This window comes from Aminobacter sp. J41 (assembly GCF_000526635.1).
Classification (GTDB): Bacteria; Pseudomonadota; Alphaproteobacteria; order Rhizobiales; family Rhizobiaceae; genus Aerobium.
This window is the reverse complement of record NZ_JAGL01000017.1, coordinates 26,774-39,725: the sequence shown is the minus strand read 5'-3', so window position 1 is coordinate 39,725 and position 12,952 is coordinate 26,774. Positions and strand designations below refer to the sequence as shown.

General features: G+C 65.3%; 10 protein-coding genes and 1 tRNA gene. 6 read left to right on the top strand and 5 right to left on the bottom strand.

Annotation, left to right across the window (positions count from 1 at the left end):
* Positions 1-40 precede the first annotated feature (40 nt).
* The 3 genes from L630_RS0112665 (at position 41) to L630_RS0112655 (ending at position 3,254) form a co-directional block, all read left to right on the top strand.
* Positions 41-778 (top strand): 16S rRNA (uracil(1498)-N(3))-methyltransferase, encoded by a 738-nt coding sequence (locus L630_RS0112665; protein ID WP_024848625.1) that lies wholly within the window; start codon positions 41-43, stop codon positions 776-778.
* Positions 779-904: 126 nt separating this feature from the next.
* The gene (locus L630_RS0112660; protein ID WP_024848624.1) at positions 905-2,278 is read left to right on the top strand and encodes a glutamate--cysteine ligase; all 1,374 of its coding nucleotides are present in this window, start codon (positions 905-907) and stop codon (positions 2,276-2,278) included.
* A gap of 52 nt (positions 2,279-2,330) precedes the next feature.
* On the top strand, positions 2,331-3,254 hold the full coding sequence (locus tag L630_RS0112655) for a DUF937 domain-containing protein (RefSeq protein ID WP_024848623.1): 924 nt from the start codon (positions 2,331-2,333) through the stop codon (positions 3,252-3,254).
* 103 nt (positions 3,255-3,357) lie between these two features.
* Here L630_RS0112655 and L630_RS22215 read toward each other — a convergent pair whose 3' ends face one another.
* Entirely contained in the window at positions 3,358-3,648 is a 291-nt protein-coding gene (locus L630_RS22215) for a DUF1127 domain-containing protein (protein WP_024848622.1), read from the bottom strand.
* A gap of 177 nt (positions 3,649-3,825) precedes the next feature.
* Between L630_RS22215 and L630_RS0112645 the strand changes: the two genes are divergently transcribed.
* Positions 3,826-4,782, top strand: a complete 957-nt coding sequence (locus L630_RS0112645; RefSeq protein WP_024848621.1) for a LysR substrate-binding domain-containing protein — start codon at positions 3,826-3,828, stop codon at positions 4,780-4,782.
* A 36-nt stretch (positions 4,783-4,818) separates the two neighbouring features.
* Positions 4,819-6,390 (top strand): exodeoxyribonuclease VII large subunit, encoded by a 1,572-nt coding sequence (xseA, locus tag L630_RS0112640; protein ID WP_024848620.1) that lies wholly within the window; start codon positions 4,819-4,821, stop codon positions 6,388-6,390.
* 6 nt (positions 6,391-6,396) lie between these two features.
* Here xseA and L630_RS0112635 read toward each other — a convergent pair whose 3' ends face one another.
* From L630_RS0112635 to L630_RS0112625, 3 genes are all read right to left on the bottom strand, one after another.
* Positions 6,397-6,774: a hypothetical protein gene (locus L630_RS0112635; RefSeq protein ID WP_024848619.1), complete on the bottom strand. Its 378-nt coding sequence runs from the start codon at positions 6,772-6,774 to the stop codon at positions 6,397-6,399.
* A 157-nt stretch (positions 6,775-6,931) separates the two neighbouring features.
* Positions 6,932-7,008 (bottom strand) — tRNA-His (locus L630_RS0112630).
* Positions 7,009-7,223: 215 nt separating this feature from the next.
* Entirely contained in the window at positions 7,224-7,679 is a 456-nt protein-coding gene (locus L630_RS0112625; protein ID WP_024848618.1) for a phasin, read from the bottom strand.
* 255 nt (positions 7,680-7,934) lie between these two features.
* On the opposite strand from L630_RS0112625, the gene L630_RS0112620 reads away from it, so the two are divergent.
* On the top strand, positions 7,935-11,375 hold the full coding sequence (locus L630_RS0112620; RefSeq protein WP_024848617.1) for a histidine kinase dimerization/phospho-acceptor domain-containing protein: 3,441 nt from the start codon (positions 7,935-7,937) through the stop codon (positions 11,373-11,375).
* 5 nt (positions 11,376-11,380) lie between these two features.
* On the opposite strand, the gene L630_RS0112615 is transcribed toward L630_RS0112620, so the two are convergent.
* Positions 11,381-12,874: an iron ABC transporter permease gene (locus L630_RS0112615; protein ID WP_245263726.1), complete on the bottom strand. Its 1,494-nt coding sequence runs from the start codon at positions 12,872-12,874 to the stop codon at positions 11,381-11,383.
* Positions 12,875-12,952: the final 78 nt, after the last annotated feature.

Sequence of the window (12,952 nt, the reverse complement as noted above, 5' to 3'; positions counted from 1 at the left end):
GGGACTTGACCCGGCCGCGCGCGCGCCGCATCACCAGCCGATGCGTGCAAACTATCGTCTTCAGCGGCTGTTCGTGCCGCATGACCTCGCTGCCGGTGTTTTCTTCGACGCCGACAAGAGCCAGAGCCACTACCTCGCTCACGTCCTTCGCATGGCCGAAGGCGCGGAGCTTTTGGTATTCAACGGCCGCGACGGCGAGTGGAAGGCTAGCGTCAAGGCGGTGGGCAAGAAGGCGGTACAGCTTTCCGTCGAGGAGCAGACCCGCCCGCAGCCCGAAACGCCGGACCTCATCTACGCCTTCGCGCCGCTAAAGGTGGGCCGCCTCGACTATCTCGTACAGAAGGCGGTTGAGATGGGCGCGGGCGTTTTGCAGCCGACGCTGACCCAGCACACGCAGGCGCCGAAAGTGCCGGTCGAGAAATACGAGGCCAACGTCATCGAGGCAGCCGAACAGTGCGGCGTGCTGGCAGTCCCGGCAGTGCGCCAGCCGGTGAAGCTGGAGCGGCTGCTCGCCGAATGGGAAAAAGACCGGCGGCTGATCTTCTGCGACGAAAGCGCAGCGGGCGACAATCCGCTGCCGATTCTGCAGACCATAGAGGAAAGGAAACTCGGCCTGCTGGTCGGCCCTGAAGGCGGATTTTCGGAGGAGGAGCGGAAGATGCTGACCGCCCTGCCCTTCGTGACGGCGATCCCGCTCGGGCCGCGCATCCTGCGCGCCGATACGGCAGCGGTTGCGGCGATGGCGGTTGTGCAGGCGATGCTGGGCGACTGGCGATAGAGGATCAGGATCAACTTCCTGTCATCGGACGCTCAGGATTTTTCACTTGATCGCCAGCCTCTCTTGCGGTCAACACTCGCCTCGCTGCCGTGTATTGAGGGCGGCCCCACGAGTTGAGGAAACGAAATGGCGCGTGACACGACCGATTTTCGGCCGATTGAGGGGTTTGACGAACTCGTTTCCTACCTCGCAGCCGGCAACAAGCCCAAGGAAGAGTGGCGAATCGGCACCGAGCACGAGAAGTTCCCATTCTACGTCGACGGCAACCGGCCGGTCCCCTATGGCGGGGACAAGGGCATCCGTGCCCTGCTCGAAGGCATGCAGCGCCTGCTCGGCTGGGAGCCGATCATCGATGCCGGCCACATCATCGGCCTTGTCGAGCCGACCGGCCAGGGGGCGATCAGCCTCGAGCCCGGCGGCCAGTTCGAGCTGTCCGGCGCACCGCTGAAGACGATCCACCAGACCTGCCGCGAGGGCAACGCCCACCTCGCGCAGCTGCGCGAGATCGCCGAGCCGCTCGGCATCCGTTTCCTCGGCCTCGGCGGCAGCCCCAAATGGACGCTGGCGGAAACGCCGCGCATGCCGAAATCGCGCTACGACATCATGACTGCCTACATGCCGAAGGTCGGCACCAAGGGCCTCGACATGATGTACCGCACCTGCACGATCCAGGTGAATCTCGACTTCTCGTCGGAAGCCGACATGCGCCACAAGATGCAGACCTCGCTGAAGCTGCAGCCGCTTGCGACGGCGCTGTTTGCAAGCTCGCCCTTCACTGAGGGCACGACGAATGGCCTGCAGAGCTGGCGCGGCGACATCTGGCGCGACACCGACAATGCGCGGGCCGGCATCAAGGAGTTCTTCCTCGCGCCGAACTTCGGCTTTGCCGACTATGTCGAGTGGGCGCTCGACGTGCCGATGTATTTCATCATCCGCGAGGGCCGCTATTTCGACGCCACCCACGTTACCTTCCGCCAGTTCATGAATGGCGCGCTGAAGGACGAAATCCCGAACGGCGTCCCGACCATGGGCGACTGGGCGAACCACCTGTCGACCCTGTTCCCGGATGTGCGCCTGAAGCGCTTCCTCGAGATGCGCGGCGCGGACGGCGGCCCGTGGCGGCGCATCTGCGCGCTGCCTGCCTTCTGGGTCGGCCTGCTCTACGACGACGCCGCACTCGATGCCGCCGAGACGCTGACGAGCGACTGGACCTACGAAGAGGTCATCCAGATGCGCGACGAGGTGCCGGCCCAGGGGCTCGCCACCAAGCTGCGCAACCGCACGCTGCGCGAAGTCGCCCGCGAGGTTCTGGAAATTTCCCGTTCGGGCCTTGCCGCCCGCAACCAGAAGAACCGCGAGGGCTACGACGAGACCGGCTATCTCGCCCCGCTTGAGGAAATCGTCGCGCGCGGCACCACCAGCGCCGAGGAAATGGTCAAGGCCTTCCACACGCGCTGGGGCGGTTCGATCGAGCCGGTGTTCCTCGAATTCGCCTATTGAGTCCGGCGCGATTGCGCTACGCTCCCTCGGATCGACAACGAGGGAGAGTGCCATGTCGTCACTATTCGACATGCTGACCAGCGCGCAGAACGGCCAGGCCATCCAGCAGATGGCCCGCCAGTTCGGCCTTTCGCAACAGCAGGTTGAGGCCGCGCTGGAAGCGTTGCTGCCTGCTTTCAGTCAGGGGCTGAAGCGCAACGCGTCAAACCCCTACGACCTCGGCTCCTTCCTCCAGGCGCTCGCCTCCGGCCAGCACGCCAGGTACTTCGAGGACGCGACCAACGCTTTCTCGCCGCAGGGCGTCGCCGAGGGCAACGGCATCCTCAGCCACCTGTTCGGGTCCAAGGACCTTTCGCGCGCAGTTGCCGCGCAGGCTTCCCAGATGACCGGCATCGGCCAGGAAATCCTAAAGCAGATGCTGCCCGCGCTCGCCACCATGATCATGGGCGGACTGTTCAAGCAGACCGCCGGCCAGACGCAGGCGGCGGCCGGCTTTGGCGGTCAAGGCAATCCGCTGCAGGAAATCATCGAGCAGATGATGCGCCAGGCAGGCGGCGGGGCATCTCCCCAACAGCAGCGCCGCGCGCCGGAGCCGGAACCCGAACAACAGGCTTCCCCCTTCGACAATCCGCTTGGCAAGATTCTTGAGGGCATGTTCGGCGGCGGCCAGACCAGCGAGCCGCAGCCGCGGACGACGCGGACGCAGCCGCAGGACCCGTTCGCCGACAATCCGCTCGGCAAGATTTTCAGCGACATGCTGCGCGGCCGGCAGGCCGAGGAAGACGAGCCCGAGCCTGCGCCGCGCCAGACGACGCAGCGCGCCCAGCCGCGCGCGAACCCCAGCGGGCGCCAGCGCAGTCCTTACGACGACCTGTTCGGCGACATGTTCGAGGCCGGCCGCAAGACGCGCGACGACTACGAGAAGAATGTCGGCTCGATCTTCGACCAGTTCCTGCAGGGCATGAGGCGCAACTAGGCTTCAATAAAAAAGCCCGGCCATCTTGCGACGGCCGGGCAGGCTGCAGGCATTCCGAAGGGGACATCGGGGCTTGGGAGCTCTGTGCCTGCGTAAACCTTTGTCAGCAGACATGCCGTGCGGCGGCCATGATCTGCGCGCGCTCGTGTGCGAGGCGGCCAAGCTGGGTTGTCGGATCGACATGCAGCGGCATGTTCATTGCCGCGCGCAGGTCTTCGCGGTCCAGGCCGATGTCCTCGAGCTGAATATCCGTCATGTCATTGAGTTCGCTGAGATGACGACGATTGATGAGCGCACGCATAATGGCGCGCAGGCCGTTGAATACCTGCTCCCAGGTCGTAACCGGACGCGCAGGTGCGGCGGCTACCTTCGGGACGGATTCCAGGGCGATCATCGTCTTTCTCCTCTTTGACGAAGGCACGATCAGAGCCGTTCTCCGGGACCATCCCGCAGCGCTGAAAAAACTCTCTCAATGCCAGCTATTGTGCGAATTATGGATCGCACAGGCGCATTGATTAATCCAACGAATGTTTTTAATGTTTGGGGTCAGCATTTTTGATGGATTGCTCAAATGCCCGCGCCGCTCGACCTCGACCAGTTGCAGACATTCGTCGCCATTGCCGACTCCGGCAGCTTCACCAAAGCTGCGGAAGAGGTTCACCGCACCCAGTCGGCCGTCTCGATGCAGATGCGCCGGCTCGAGGAGCGGATCGGCAAGGACCTCTTCGTCAAGGAGGGACGCACCAACCGTCTTACCGAAGAAGGCGAGCGTCTGCTGACCTATGCGCGACGCCTTTTGCGCCTCAACCGCGAAATCCTTGCCGCCTTCGATGACACCAGCCTGGAGGGCAGCATCCGCATCGGCACGCCGGACGACTATGCCGACCGGTTCCTCCCCGAGATCATGGCGAGATTTGCCCGCTCCAATCCTCGCGTCGAACTTTCGGTGACCTGCGAGCCGACGATCAACCTGCAGGAGCAGATCCGGCGCGGCCAGCTCGACATCGCCATAGTGACGCATGACAACGACCGCGGCACGTCCGAGGTCGTCCGGCGCGAGCCGCTGCTGTGGGTCACCTCGGCGAACCATTCGATCCATAAGGAAGAGGTTCTGCCCATCGCGGTCGGGCGCACCACCTGCATGTGGCGTCGCGCTGCCTGCGACATGCTCGACGCGATGGGGCGCGACTACCGCATCCTCTTCACCAGCTGGTCGGCGACGGTCATCATCGCCGCCGTGCTGTCCGGCCAGGCGGTCTCGGTGCTGCCGGAATGCGCGCTCCGTCCCGGCATGCGCGTGCTTGGCGAGGCAGACGGCTTCGGCCAGCTGCCCGACGTGCGCATCGGCATCATGCGCGGCCACACCAGCCAGCCGGAGCTGGTCGACGCGCTTGCGCGCCACATCGCCGAAAGCCTCGACAACATCTCGCTGCCGCAGGTCGACGAGGCAGGCCAGTTCGACTTCGCCGGCGTTACCTATGGCCGGGGAAAACGCCTGCGCCCCAGCCACATATTGCCGGGATGGTGACTTGACCTCACGTGCCCCGCTCTGCCCAATCAGCGGATGAGCGATTTCTTCCCCGGCAACGATTCGCCGACCAACGCTGCCGAATACACGGTCAGCGAGATCTCCGGCGCGCTGAAGCGCACCGTCGAGGACACGTTTGGCAATGTACGGGTCCGCGGCGAAATCTCCGGCTATCGCGGCCCACACTCATCGGGCCACGCCTATTTTGCGCTGAAGGACGAGCGTGCCCGCCTTGAGGCGGTGATCTGGAAGGGCAGCTTCGCCCGCCTGAAATTTCGGCCCGAAGAGGGCATGGAGGTCATCGCTCACGGCAAGCTGACCACCTATCCGGGCTCTTCAAAATACCAGATCGTCATTGAAAGCCTCGAGCCCGCCGGCGCCGGCGCGCTGATGGCGCTCATCGAAGAGCGCCGCCGCAAGCTTGCCGCCGAGGGCCTGTTCGACGACACCCGCAAGCGGCGGCTGCCATTCATGCCGATGGTCGTCGGCGTGGTGACCTCGCCGACGGGCGCCGTCATCCGCGACATCATCCACCGCATCTCCGACCGCTTCCCGCTGCACGTCATCGTCTGGCCGGTGCCCGTGCAGGGCGAGACGACCGGCGCGGAAGTCTCCGCGGCTGTTGCCGGCTTCAACGCGCTCGACCCGAACGGGCCGATCCCGCGCCCCGACGTGCTGATCGTGGCGCGCGGCGGCGGCAGCCTTGAGGATCTTTGGGGTTTCAATGATGAGGCGGTGGTGCGGGCAGTCGCTGCGTCTGCCATCCCCGTTATTTCCGCGGTGGGTCACGAAACCGACTGGACCCTGATCGACCACGCTGCCGATGTGCGTGCACCGACACCGACGGGTGCGGCCGAGCTTGCGGTCCCGGTGAAAGCAGAACTCGAAGCTACGGTGGCGAGCCTTGCGGCGCGTCTCAAAGGCGCGATCTCCCGCTGCACCGACCGCAAGCGGCAATCCCTGCGCGCTGCCGCGCGCGCCCTGCCCTCGCCCGACCAGTTGCTTGCTCTGCCGCGCCGCCGCTTCGACGAAGCGTCGAGCCGGCTGGAACGCGCACTTGTCGCGAACACCGAGGCCAAGCGTCTGCAGCTGCGCGGCCTGCGGCTTTCACCGGCTATCCTCGACCGCCGCGTTCGGGAAGCGCGTCGCCGCTTTGACCGCGACGCGGCCCGGGTTTCGCCGGCAGCGCTGTCACGACGACTTTCCCAGCACGCACAGTCGCTTTCCCTGCTGACGCGCCGGGGCGACGCCTGCCTCGAGCGCCGTCTGGAACGCTCTGCCGAGCGCCTGCATCGCGCATCGCTGCGACTGCGCATCGAACCCATCGAAGTCCAGCTGCGCGAACGCCGCCGCCGGCTTGAACAGGCCGGACGCCTGCTGCGCAGCGTTTCCTACCAGTCGATCCTCGACCGTGGCTTTGCGCTGGTGACAACCCCTTCCGGCGAACTCGTCCGCCGCGCCGCGAATGTTTCGCGCGGCGACGAGCTGGCGCTCGAATTCTGCGACGGCAAGGTCGCGGTCATCGCCTCCGGCGGCGGCCAGCCCCCAAAGCCGAAGGTAAAACCCGCCGCAAAAGCGCCAGGTGGCGAGCAGGGTTCGCTGTTCTAGGCGGAGCTATCCCTTATCCGGGCAGTTCTCGGCCTGATCTGCGGCCTTGGCTGCCGCGGTTTCCTCGCCTTCCTGCTGCGCTTCCACGTCCTGCTGCGAGGTGGCGATGTCGGTGTTGCCGCCACCTTCTTGAGAGGCCAACGGCATGGTGCCGCCGTCCTTCTGGGCCGATTCTTCCTGAGCGGGCGGATTTGCGGTCGTGGTGGAGTTGCTGGTTGCCTCGGTTTCGAGCGGCGCGGTCGAGCCGTCCTTGGCGACCGGTGCCGTCTTCGGCTGGTCTGAGGTGCTGGCGCTGGTGGTTGGATCGACACAGTCGGCCATCGCCATGCCCATTGGCAAAGCCGTGAGCGCAGCTGCGAGCGTCATCGTCTTAAAAAGTTTCATGTCGGAGCCCTTTCATCCTGGGAGCACCGAACAGACTAGCGCCGCCTAATGTTCCTCGCCTTGCCCTTCCGCTCCACGGCGGGATCACCACGGAGGTGGGACGCGAACGACCAAAGGCAGGAAATGCCTTGGAAAACTGAATGTCCGGGGGAAGAGATGGTACGGTTGGCTGGGATCGAACCAGCGACCTCCGGATCCACAATCCGGCGCTCTAACCAGCTGAGCTACAACCGCACACGGCAGCCTCACGGGCTGGCTGGCTATTACGGGCTATCGGATCAGATTTCAAGCCCGTTCCGCACGAAGTTTGTAGAGAAATAGAAAAAGGCCGGGGGGAGGAGGACCCGGCCTTTCTCTGTGAGAGACCGGCGGGAGGAGGAGCCGGCCTTCTATCCTGCGATCGGGAGGGAGGAGGATCCGTCTCGCAGGGAACTTGTCGAACTAATGCCTCAGGCGAACTTAAGTTCCGCCAGGGTGGTGTCGAAAGCGTCCTTCATTGGCTTGGAGACGTCCGCCGCGGCTTTCTGGGTCAGCGACTGGAACTCCTTGGCCTGCTCGGCAACCGATTCGGCCGCCTTGCGGAAGTACGAAGTCTGCAGCTCGATCACTTCCGAGAACGTGCGGGCCTTCGCCAGCGCCTCGAGATGCGAGAAACCGGCCTCGGTGTTGGCGCGGGCGGCAGCAATCGACTTCAGCGAAATCTCGGTGCCGGCGTTACGGGCGGTCTCGAAGGTCGATTCGAAGGCCTTCTGTGCGGTCTCGACGCCGGACTTGAACTTGGCGTAGGCTTCCTTCGACTGTTCGACGCTCTGCTCGGTGAAGGCACGGAACTGTTCCGTGGTCCTGGCGGCATCAAAGGTCGGGAATTCGATAGTCTCGGCGGTATTGGCAGTGGCTTTATTCATAGCTCTGTCCTTCAAACTCTCTGTGTCAACAGCAGGATAGGCGCCGCAGAACATGTTGAATGCTATATAGGACATTCTTTGCTGCATTGCAACAATGATGTTGCGACGCACAAAGCAACAACCTCGCCTGCGTTAACCAACACGCGAGAATTGAAGGCGCACAACAGCGCGTTTTCTGGACGTTGGGGCTTGGGCCCTTTATTAACAATCAGTTAAGTGTCGGGGCCCTGCGGCCCGAGCAGTTCAGGTTCGTGAATGGCGTCTGGTGCAGTCTCGTTTATCGACATCGCCGTCCTGGAAGATGTACGGGCGCGCTTTGCTGCGGGCGATGCGCTGGCGATTCTGTCGATCGACCTTGAGGAGGTGATCTGGGCCAATGGCCCCGGCGCCGCGCTGCTCGGCTACCCCGACATCGAAACGGTGATGGGCGCTTCGCCCGGTCTCACTCTCGCCGCACGTCGGCAGATCGAGGCAACGCCCGGCTTCCCGCGAATCGGCCGCAACCGGCCTGTTGCCGTGCGCCTTGCCAGCGGCACCGGCAGCCGGCTCGTGCCCTTCCTTGCAAGCGGCATCACCCTTCCTGACGGAACACCGGTGATCCTGCTGGCGGAGCCCGCCAAGGTCAGCACCTCGCTCGACGAATCGGAAGCGGCTGCGCGGGCGATCCAGGGTTTTGGCGAGGCCGGCTATTTCGCCGCGATGCTGGATGCATCCGGCAGGCTGTCAGCCTCGTCCCCCGGCTTCGGCGAGCTCGGTATTTCACCCGCGACGCTGGAGACGCTGGTCGCCGACGTCGCGCAGGAGCGCGACCGGCTGGTCAAGCGTCTCATCCCAGCTAGGGGCGGGATGATTCCGGCGGGTCTTGCCCGCCTCACCGACGAGCCGGCGACTCACCTGTTGATCACGGCACAGACGCCGGTGGAGACGGAGGCGGAGATCCCCGCCCCCGCGCAGGAAGCGGCAGCCGCGCCGGTCGAGCCGGTTTCCGAATCAGAGCCGGCGGACGATCTTCCCCTCCCTTCCGATGCCGACCTTCCCGATCTCGTTGCAGAGGCTGCACCGGCTCCGGAAGCGCCGCGTTTGGAAGCTGCGGCCCCCGGCGAACCCGACGACTGGTACTTTGCCGGCGACAAGCAGGGAGCGGAACCGGACGCTGAAGCGGACGACACCGTCAGTTCTTCGCCCGCCCCTGCCCCGGCAAAGCCGGACCCGGTCCGCTTCGTCTGGCGCACGGACGCGAACGACGCGTTCAGCTCTATATCCGATGAGTTCGTGCAGGCAGTCGGCCCCGAGGCGGCGAACGTGATCGGCCGCCCGTTCGGGGAAGTGTCCGAACAGCTGGCGCTGGACCCGTCGGGCGAGATCATCAAGCTCTTGCAGCGGCGCGATACCTGGTCGGGCCGCACGGTGCTGTGGCCAATTGCCGGCACTGACCGCGCCGCACCCGTCGATCTCGCCGCACTGCCGGTCTACAACCGCGACCGGGTGTTCGAAGGCTTTCGCGGGTTTGGCGTCGTGCGTATCGGCGATGCCGTGGAGGATCCGGCAGCGCGCGGCCTGAAACTTCGCCCCCCGGCGTTCGAGGTCCCGCAAACAGCCGAGGAGGAGCCGCCGGCCGAATCGGAGCAGCCTGCGGTTACGGCCGACGCTGCGCCTGAAGAAACAGCGGCACCGCCGGTTGGGAAGACCAACGACAACAAGGTGATCCGCCTCGCCGAGCACCGCTCGCAGCAGCGGCATGAACGCCGTCTGTCGCCCTCTGACCGCTCGGCGTTTGAGGAAATCCGCGCGCGGCTGCAGCAGGATTTTCTTGCCAGCGAGGCCGAGAAAAAGGCTGAGCAGGAGGCCGCGAAAGAAGCTGAGGCTTCGGCTGAGGAACCAGAGGCCGGGGCGATCGCCGAGCTTCCCGAGGAAATCCGGCTTGAGACTTCCGCGCCGCAGGAAGAGCACACCGAGCCCGTCAATCACGTGACCGAAATGGACGGCGGCTCCGACGCGGAGGTCACTGAGGAGCCTCAGTCGCCAGAACATGCAGACGAGCCAGTCGAGGCCGAGAACGCCGAAGAGCCAGCCGAAACCGTAAGAGCCGAGGAACCGGCCCAGCCAGCGCTCGAGCCAGTTCGGCCGCAACCTGTTGAGGCCGAGACGCCGACGCCACCAACGCTTCAGGGCCTGATGCCCTCAGCCTTCGCCCGCAGTGGCGGACGTCCGAGCGTCGATCCCGAGCTGATCGCCGGGCTGCCGATCCCGCTGCTGATCCACGCCGGCGACGAGCTCTATTTCGCCAACCGCGAGTTCCTGTCGCTGACGGGCTACGCCAGCCTCGACCAGATCCGTCGCGAGGGCGGGCTCGACCGGCTGTTCGTCGATTGCAATGGCGAGGAGCGCGAGGGCCACGCCGGTCGCGTCACCGTTCGCACCCTCGGCGGCGAGGAAATCCCCGTCGACGCGCACCTGCAGTCGGTGCGCTGGTACGGCCGCTCGGCGCTGCTTTTGTCGCTGCGCCGCAAGGAGCCGGAACAGGTGATCGTGCAGCAGCCCGAGCCGGTGCGCACGGCGGAACTGCTGCAGGAAGACATCGACCGCGATGTCGCTATGCTGCGCACCATCATCGACACGGCCACCGACGGCGTCGTGCTCATCAATCCGGACGCCACCATCCGCTCGATCTCGAAGCCGGCCGAGGCCCTGTTCGGCTTCGACAGCGCGCAGGTGGAAGGCAAGCCATTCCACACGCTGTTTGCCATCGAAAGCCGCAAGGCGGCGCAGGACTACCTCGCCGGCCTCTACGGCAACGGCGTTGCCAGCATCCTCAATGACGGGCGCGAGGTGATTGGCCGCGAGGCGCAGGGCCGGTTCATCCCGCTGTTCATGACCATCGGCAAGCTGCCGGAAGACAGCGGCTACTGCGCGGTTCTGCGCGACATCACCCAGTGGAAGCGCGCCGAGGAGCAGCTGACGCAGGCCCGGGCTCAGGCCGAGCGCGCCTCGTCGCAGAAGACGGAATTCCTCGCGCGCGTCAGCCACGAGATCCGCACGCCGCTGAACGCCATCATCGGCTTCTCCGAGCTGATGATGGACGAAAAGTTCGGGCCGATCGGCTCCGACCGCTACCGCGACTACCTGCGCGACATCAACCGCTCGGGCAATCACGTGCTCGACCTCGTCAACGACCTCCTCGACATCTCCAAGATCGAGGCAGGCGAGCAGGAGATGCACTACGAGGCAGTGTCTCTGAACGACTCGCTCGCCGAGACGGTGGCGATGATGCAGCCGCAGGCCAATCGCGAGCGCGTCATCATCCGCTCCTCGCTCGCCTCGAACCTGCCGGAAGTGGTGGCGGACCTGCGCAGCGTGCGCCAGATCGCGCTGAACCTTCTGTCCAACGCGATCCGCTACACGCAGGCGGGCGGCCAGGTGATCGTCTCCACCTCCTACGAGCCGTCGGGCGATGTGGTGATGCGGGTGCGCGACACCGGCATCGGCATGACGCTCGCCGAGATCGACCAGGCGCTGAAGCCGTTCAAGCAGATCAATGCGCTCAAGCGCGGCCGCCGCGACGGGACCGGCCTCGGGCTGCCGCTGACGAAGGCCATGGTGGAAGCCAACCGCGCCCGGTTCTCGATCACCTCGACGCCGGGCGAAGGCACGATGGTGGAAGTCGTCTTCCCGTCGACCCGCGTCCTCGCAGAATAGTGAGCCTATCTGCGGCCTTCGTGGCGCAGGATCAGCCCTACGAACAGGCTGGAGAACAGCACGATCATCAGCGCGTGCGGAGCCGCCTCCGCCATCATGCCTTCCGACGTGCGGGAGAACACGGTCGTCGCCAGCGTGCTGTAGCCGATCGGCGCGAGCAGGAAGGTGATCGGCAGTTCCTTCACGATCATGATGAAGACCAGCAGCGCGCCGGACAGCATCGAGGTGCGCAGCAGCGGGAAGGTCGTCAGCATGAAGGACGCGAAGGGGCCGTGGCCCAGCGAGCGCGACACCTCCTCATAGCGCGGGCCGATCTGCAGCAGGCGGCTGCGCACCGGGCCGATCGCGAGCGCAAGAAACGTCATCACATAGGCAAAGATCAGCAGCGTCGCGGTCTGGTAGAGCCAGGGTGCGGCGCGCAGCGCGAAGAACGCCATCGACAGCGCAAAGGCGAGCGGCGGGACCGCGTAGCCGAGATAGACCAGCCGGTCGAGCGCGGAGGAGGCTGCCGACGGGAAGCGGACGGTGAGGTACACCACCGGCACCGCGAGCGAGATTGCAATCAGTGCCGCCGGCACGGCGACCAGCGCGGTCCGGTAGAAGGCGGTCGCGACCTCGACCGGGTCGACGAGCGGGCCGGCGCGCCAGATCCAGTAGCTCAGCACCATCAGCGGCAGGCCGATCGAGGCAATGTAGACTGAAGTGAGGAACAGCCAGACCAGCGGTCGCGCCCGGCCGAGGGGAATCGGTGCAGCCTGTCGCGCCGCGCCCTTGCCGGTGCGGACATAGCGACGGCCACGCAGCCTCGCCTCGATCATGATGAAGGAGAGCGTCACCGCCATCAGCATCAGTGACAGCCAGGCCGCATAGACACGGTCGAAGGCGCCGGAATACTGCGTGTAGATGGCGTAGCTGAACACCTCGTAGCGCATCAGCGCGATGACACCGAAGTCGCCGAGGACATAGAGGCCGATGACCAGCCAGCCGGAAAGCAGCGCTGGCACAAGGTGCGGCACGACCACCGCGAAGAAGGTCTGCCACGGCGTGCGGCCGAGGCTGCGCGCGGTTTCCTCCAGGCCCGGGTCGAGACCGAGCAGCGAGGCGCGCAGGTTCAGAAACAGATAAGGAAAGGTGTAGAGGGACAGCGCCAGCACCGAGCCCGTCAGGCCCTCCGGGCGCGGCAGGCGGATGCCGAAGAAGTGGCTCGCAAAGCCATAGTAGCCCGACAGGCCGATGAGCGCATAGGCCATGACGTAGCCGGGCACCGCCAGCGGCAGCACGCCCATGATGGCGTGGAACTTCTTGAACTTCAGGTCGCTGCGCACGACGAGCCAGGCAAGCGGAAGCGCGATGAAGGTGGTCGCCAACAGGACGCCGAGCGTGAGCGCCAGCGTGTTGCGCAGGAGAAGCAGATTGCGCTCGCGGAAGACAATCTCGGCAAGCGTCGCGGCGTCGGCCTCGAGTGAGCGGGCAACGAGGTAGACGAAGGGCAAAAGCATCCCCGCTGCTACAATCACGGCAGGGACCAGCAGAAACAGATGCGGGCGCCGCTTCTGCGACGCCCGCAAGGATGCAAG

What these genes read in the sequence shown, in the direction of transcription:
- L630_RS0112635 (WP_024848619.1), bottom strand. Translation starts at nt 6,774, where the DNA reads ATGAAACTTTTTAAGACGATGACGCTCGCAGCTGCGCTCACGGCTTTG.
- L630_RS0112615 (WP_245263726.1), bottom strand. Translation starts at nt 12,874, where the DNA reads ATGCTTTTGCCCTTCGTCTACCTCGTTGCCCGCTCACTCGAGGCCGAC.
- xseA (WP_024848620.1), top strand. Translation starts at nt 4,819, where the DNA reads ATGAGCGATTTCTTCCCCGGCAACGATTCGCCGACCAACGCTGCCGAA.
- L630_RS0112665 (WP_024848625.1), top strand. Translation starts at nt 41, where the DNA reads ATGCGTGCAAACTATCGTCTTCAGCGGCTGTTCGTGCCGCATGACCTC.
- L630_RS0112620 (WP_024848617.1), top strand. Translation starts at nt 7,935, where the DNA reads ATGGCGTCTGGTGCAGTCTCGTTTATCGACATCGCCGTCCTGGAAGAT.
- L630_RS0112625 (WP_024848618.1), bottom strand. Translation starts at nt 7,679, where the DNA reads ATGAATAAAGCCACTGCCAATACCGCCGAGACTATCGAATTCCCGACC.
- L630_RS0112645 (WP_024848621.1), top strand. Translation starts at nt 3,826, where the DNA reads ATGCCCGCGCCGCTCGACCTCGACCAGTTGCAGACATTCGTCGCCATT.
- L630_RS0112655 (WP_024848623.1), top strand. Translation starts at nt 2,331, where the DNA reads ATGTCGTCACTATTCGACATGCTGACCAGCGCGCAGAACGGCCAGGCC.
- L630_RS0112660 (WP_024848624.1), top strand. Translation starts at nt 905, where the DNA reads ATGGCGCGTGACACGACCGATTTTCGGCCGATTGAGGGGTTTGACGAA.
- L630_RS22215 (WP_024848622.1), bottom strand. Translation starts at nt 3,648, where the DNA reads ATGATCGCCCTGGAATCCGTCCCGAAGGTAGCCGCCGCACCTGCGCGT.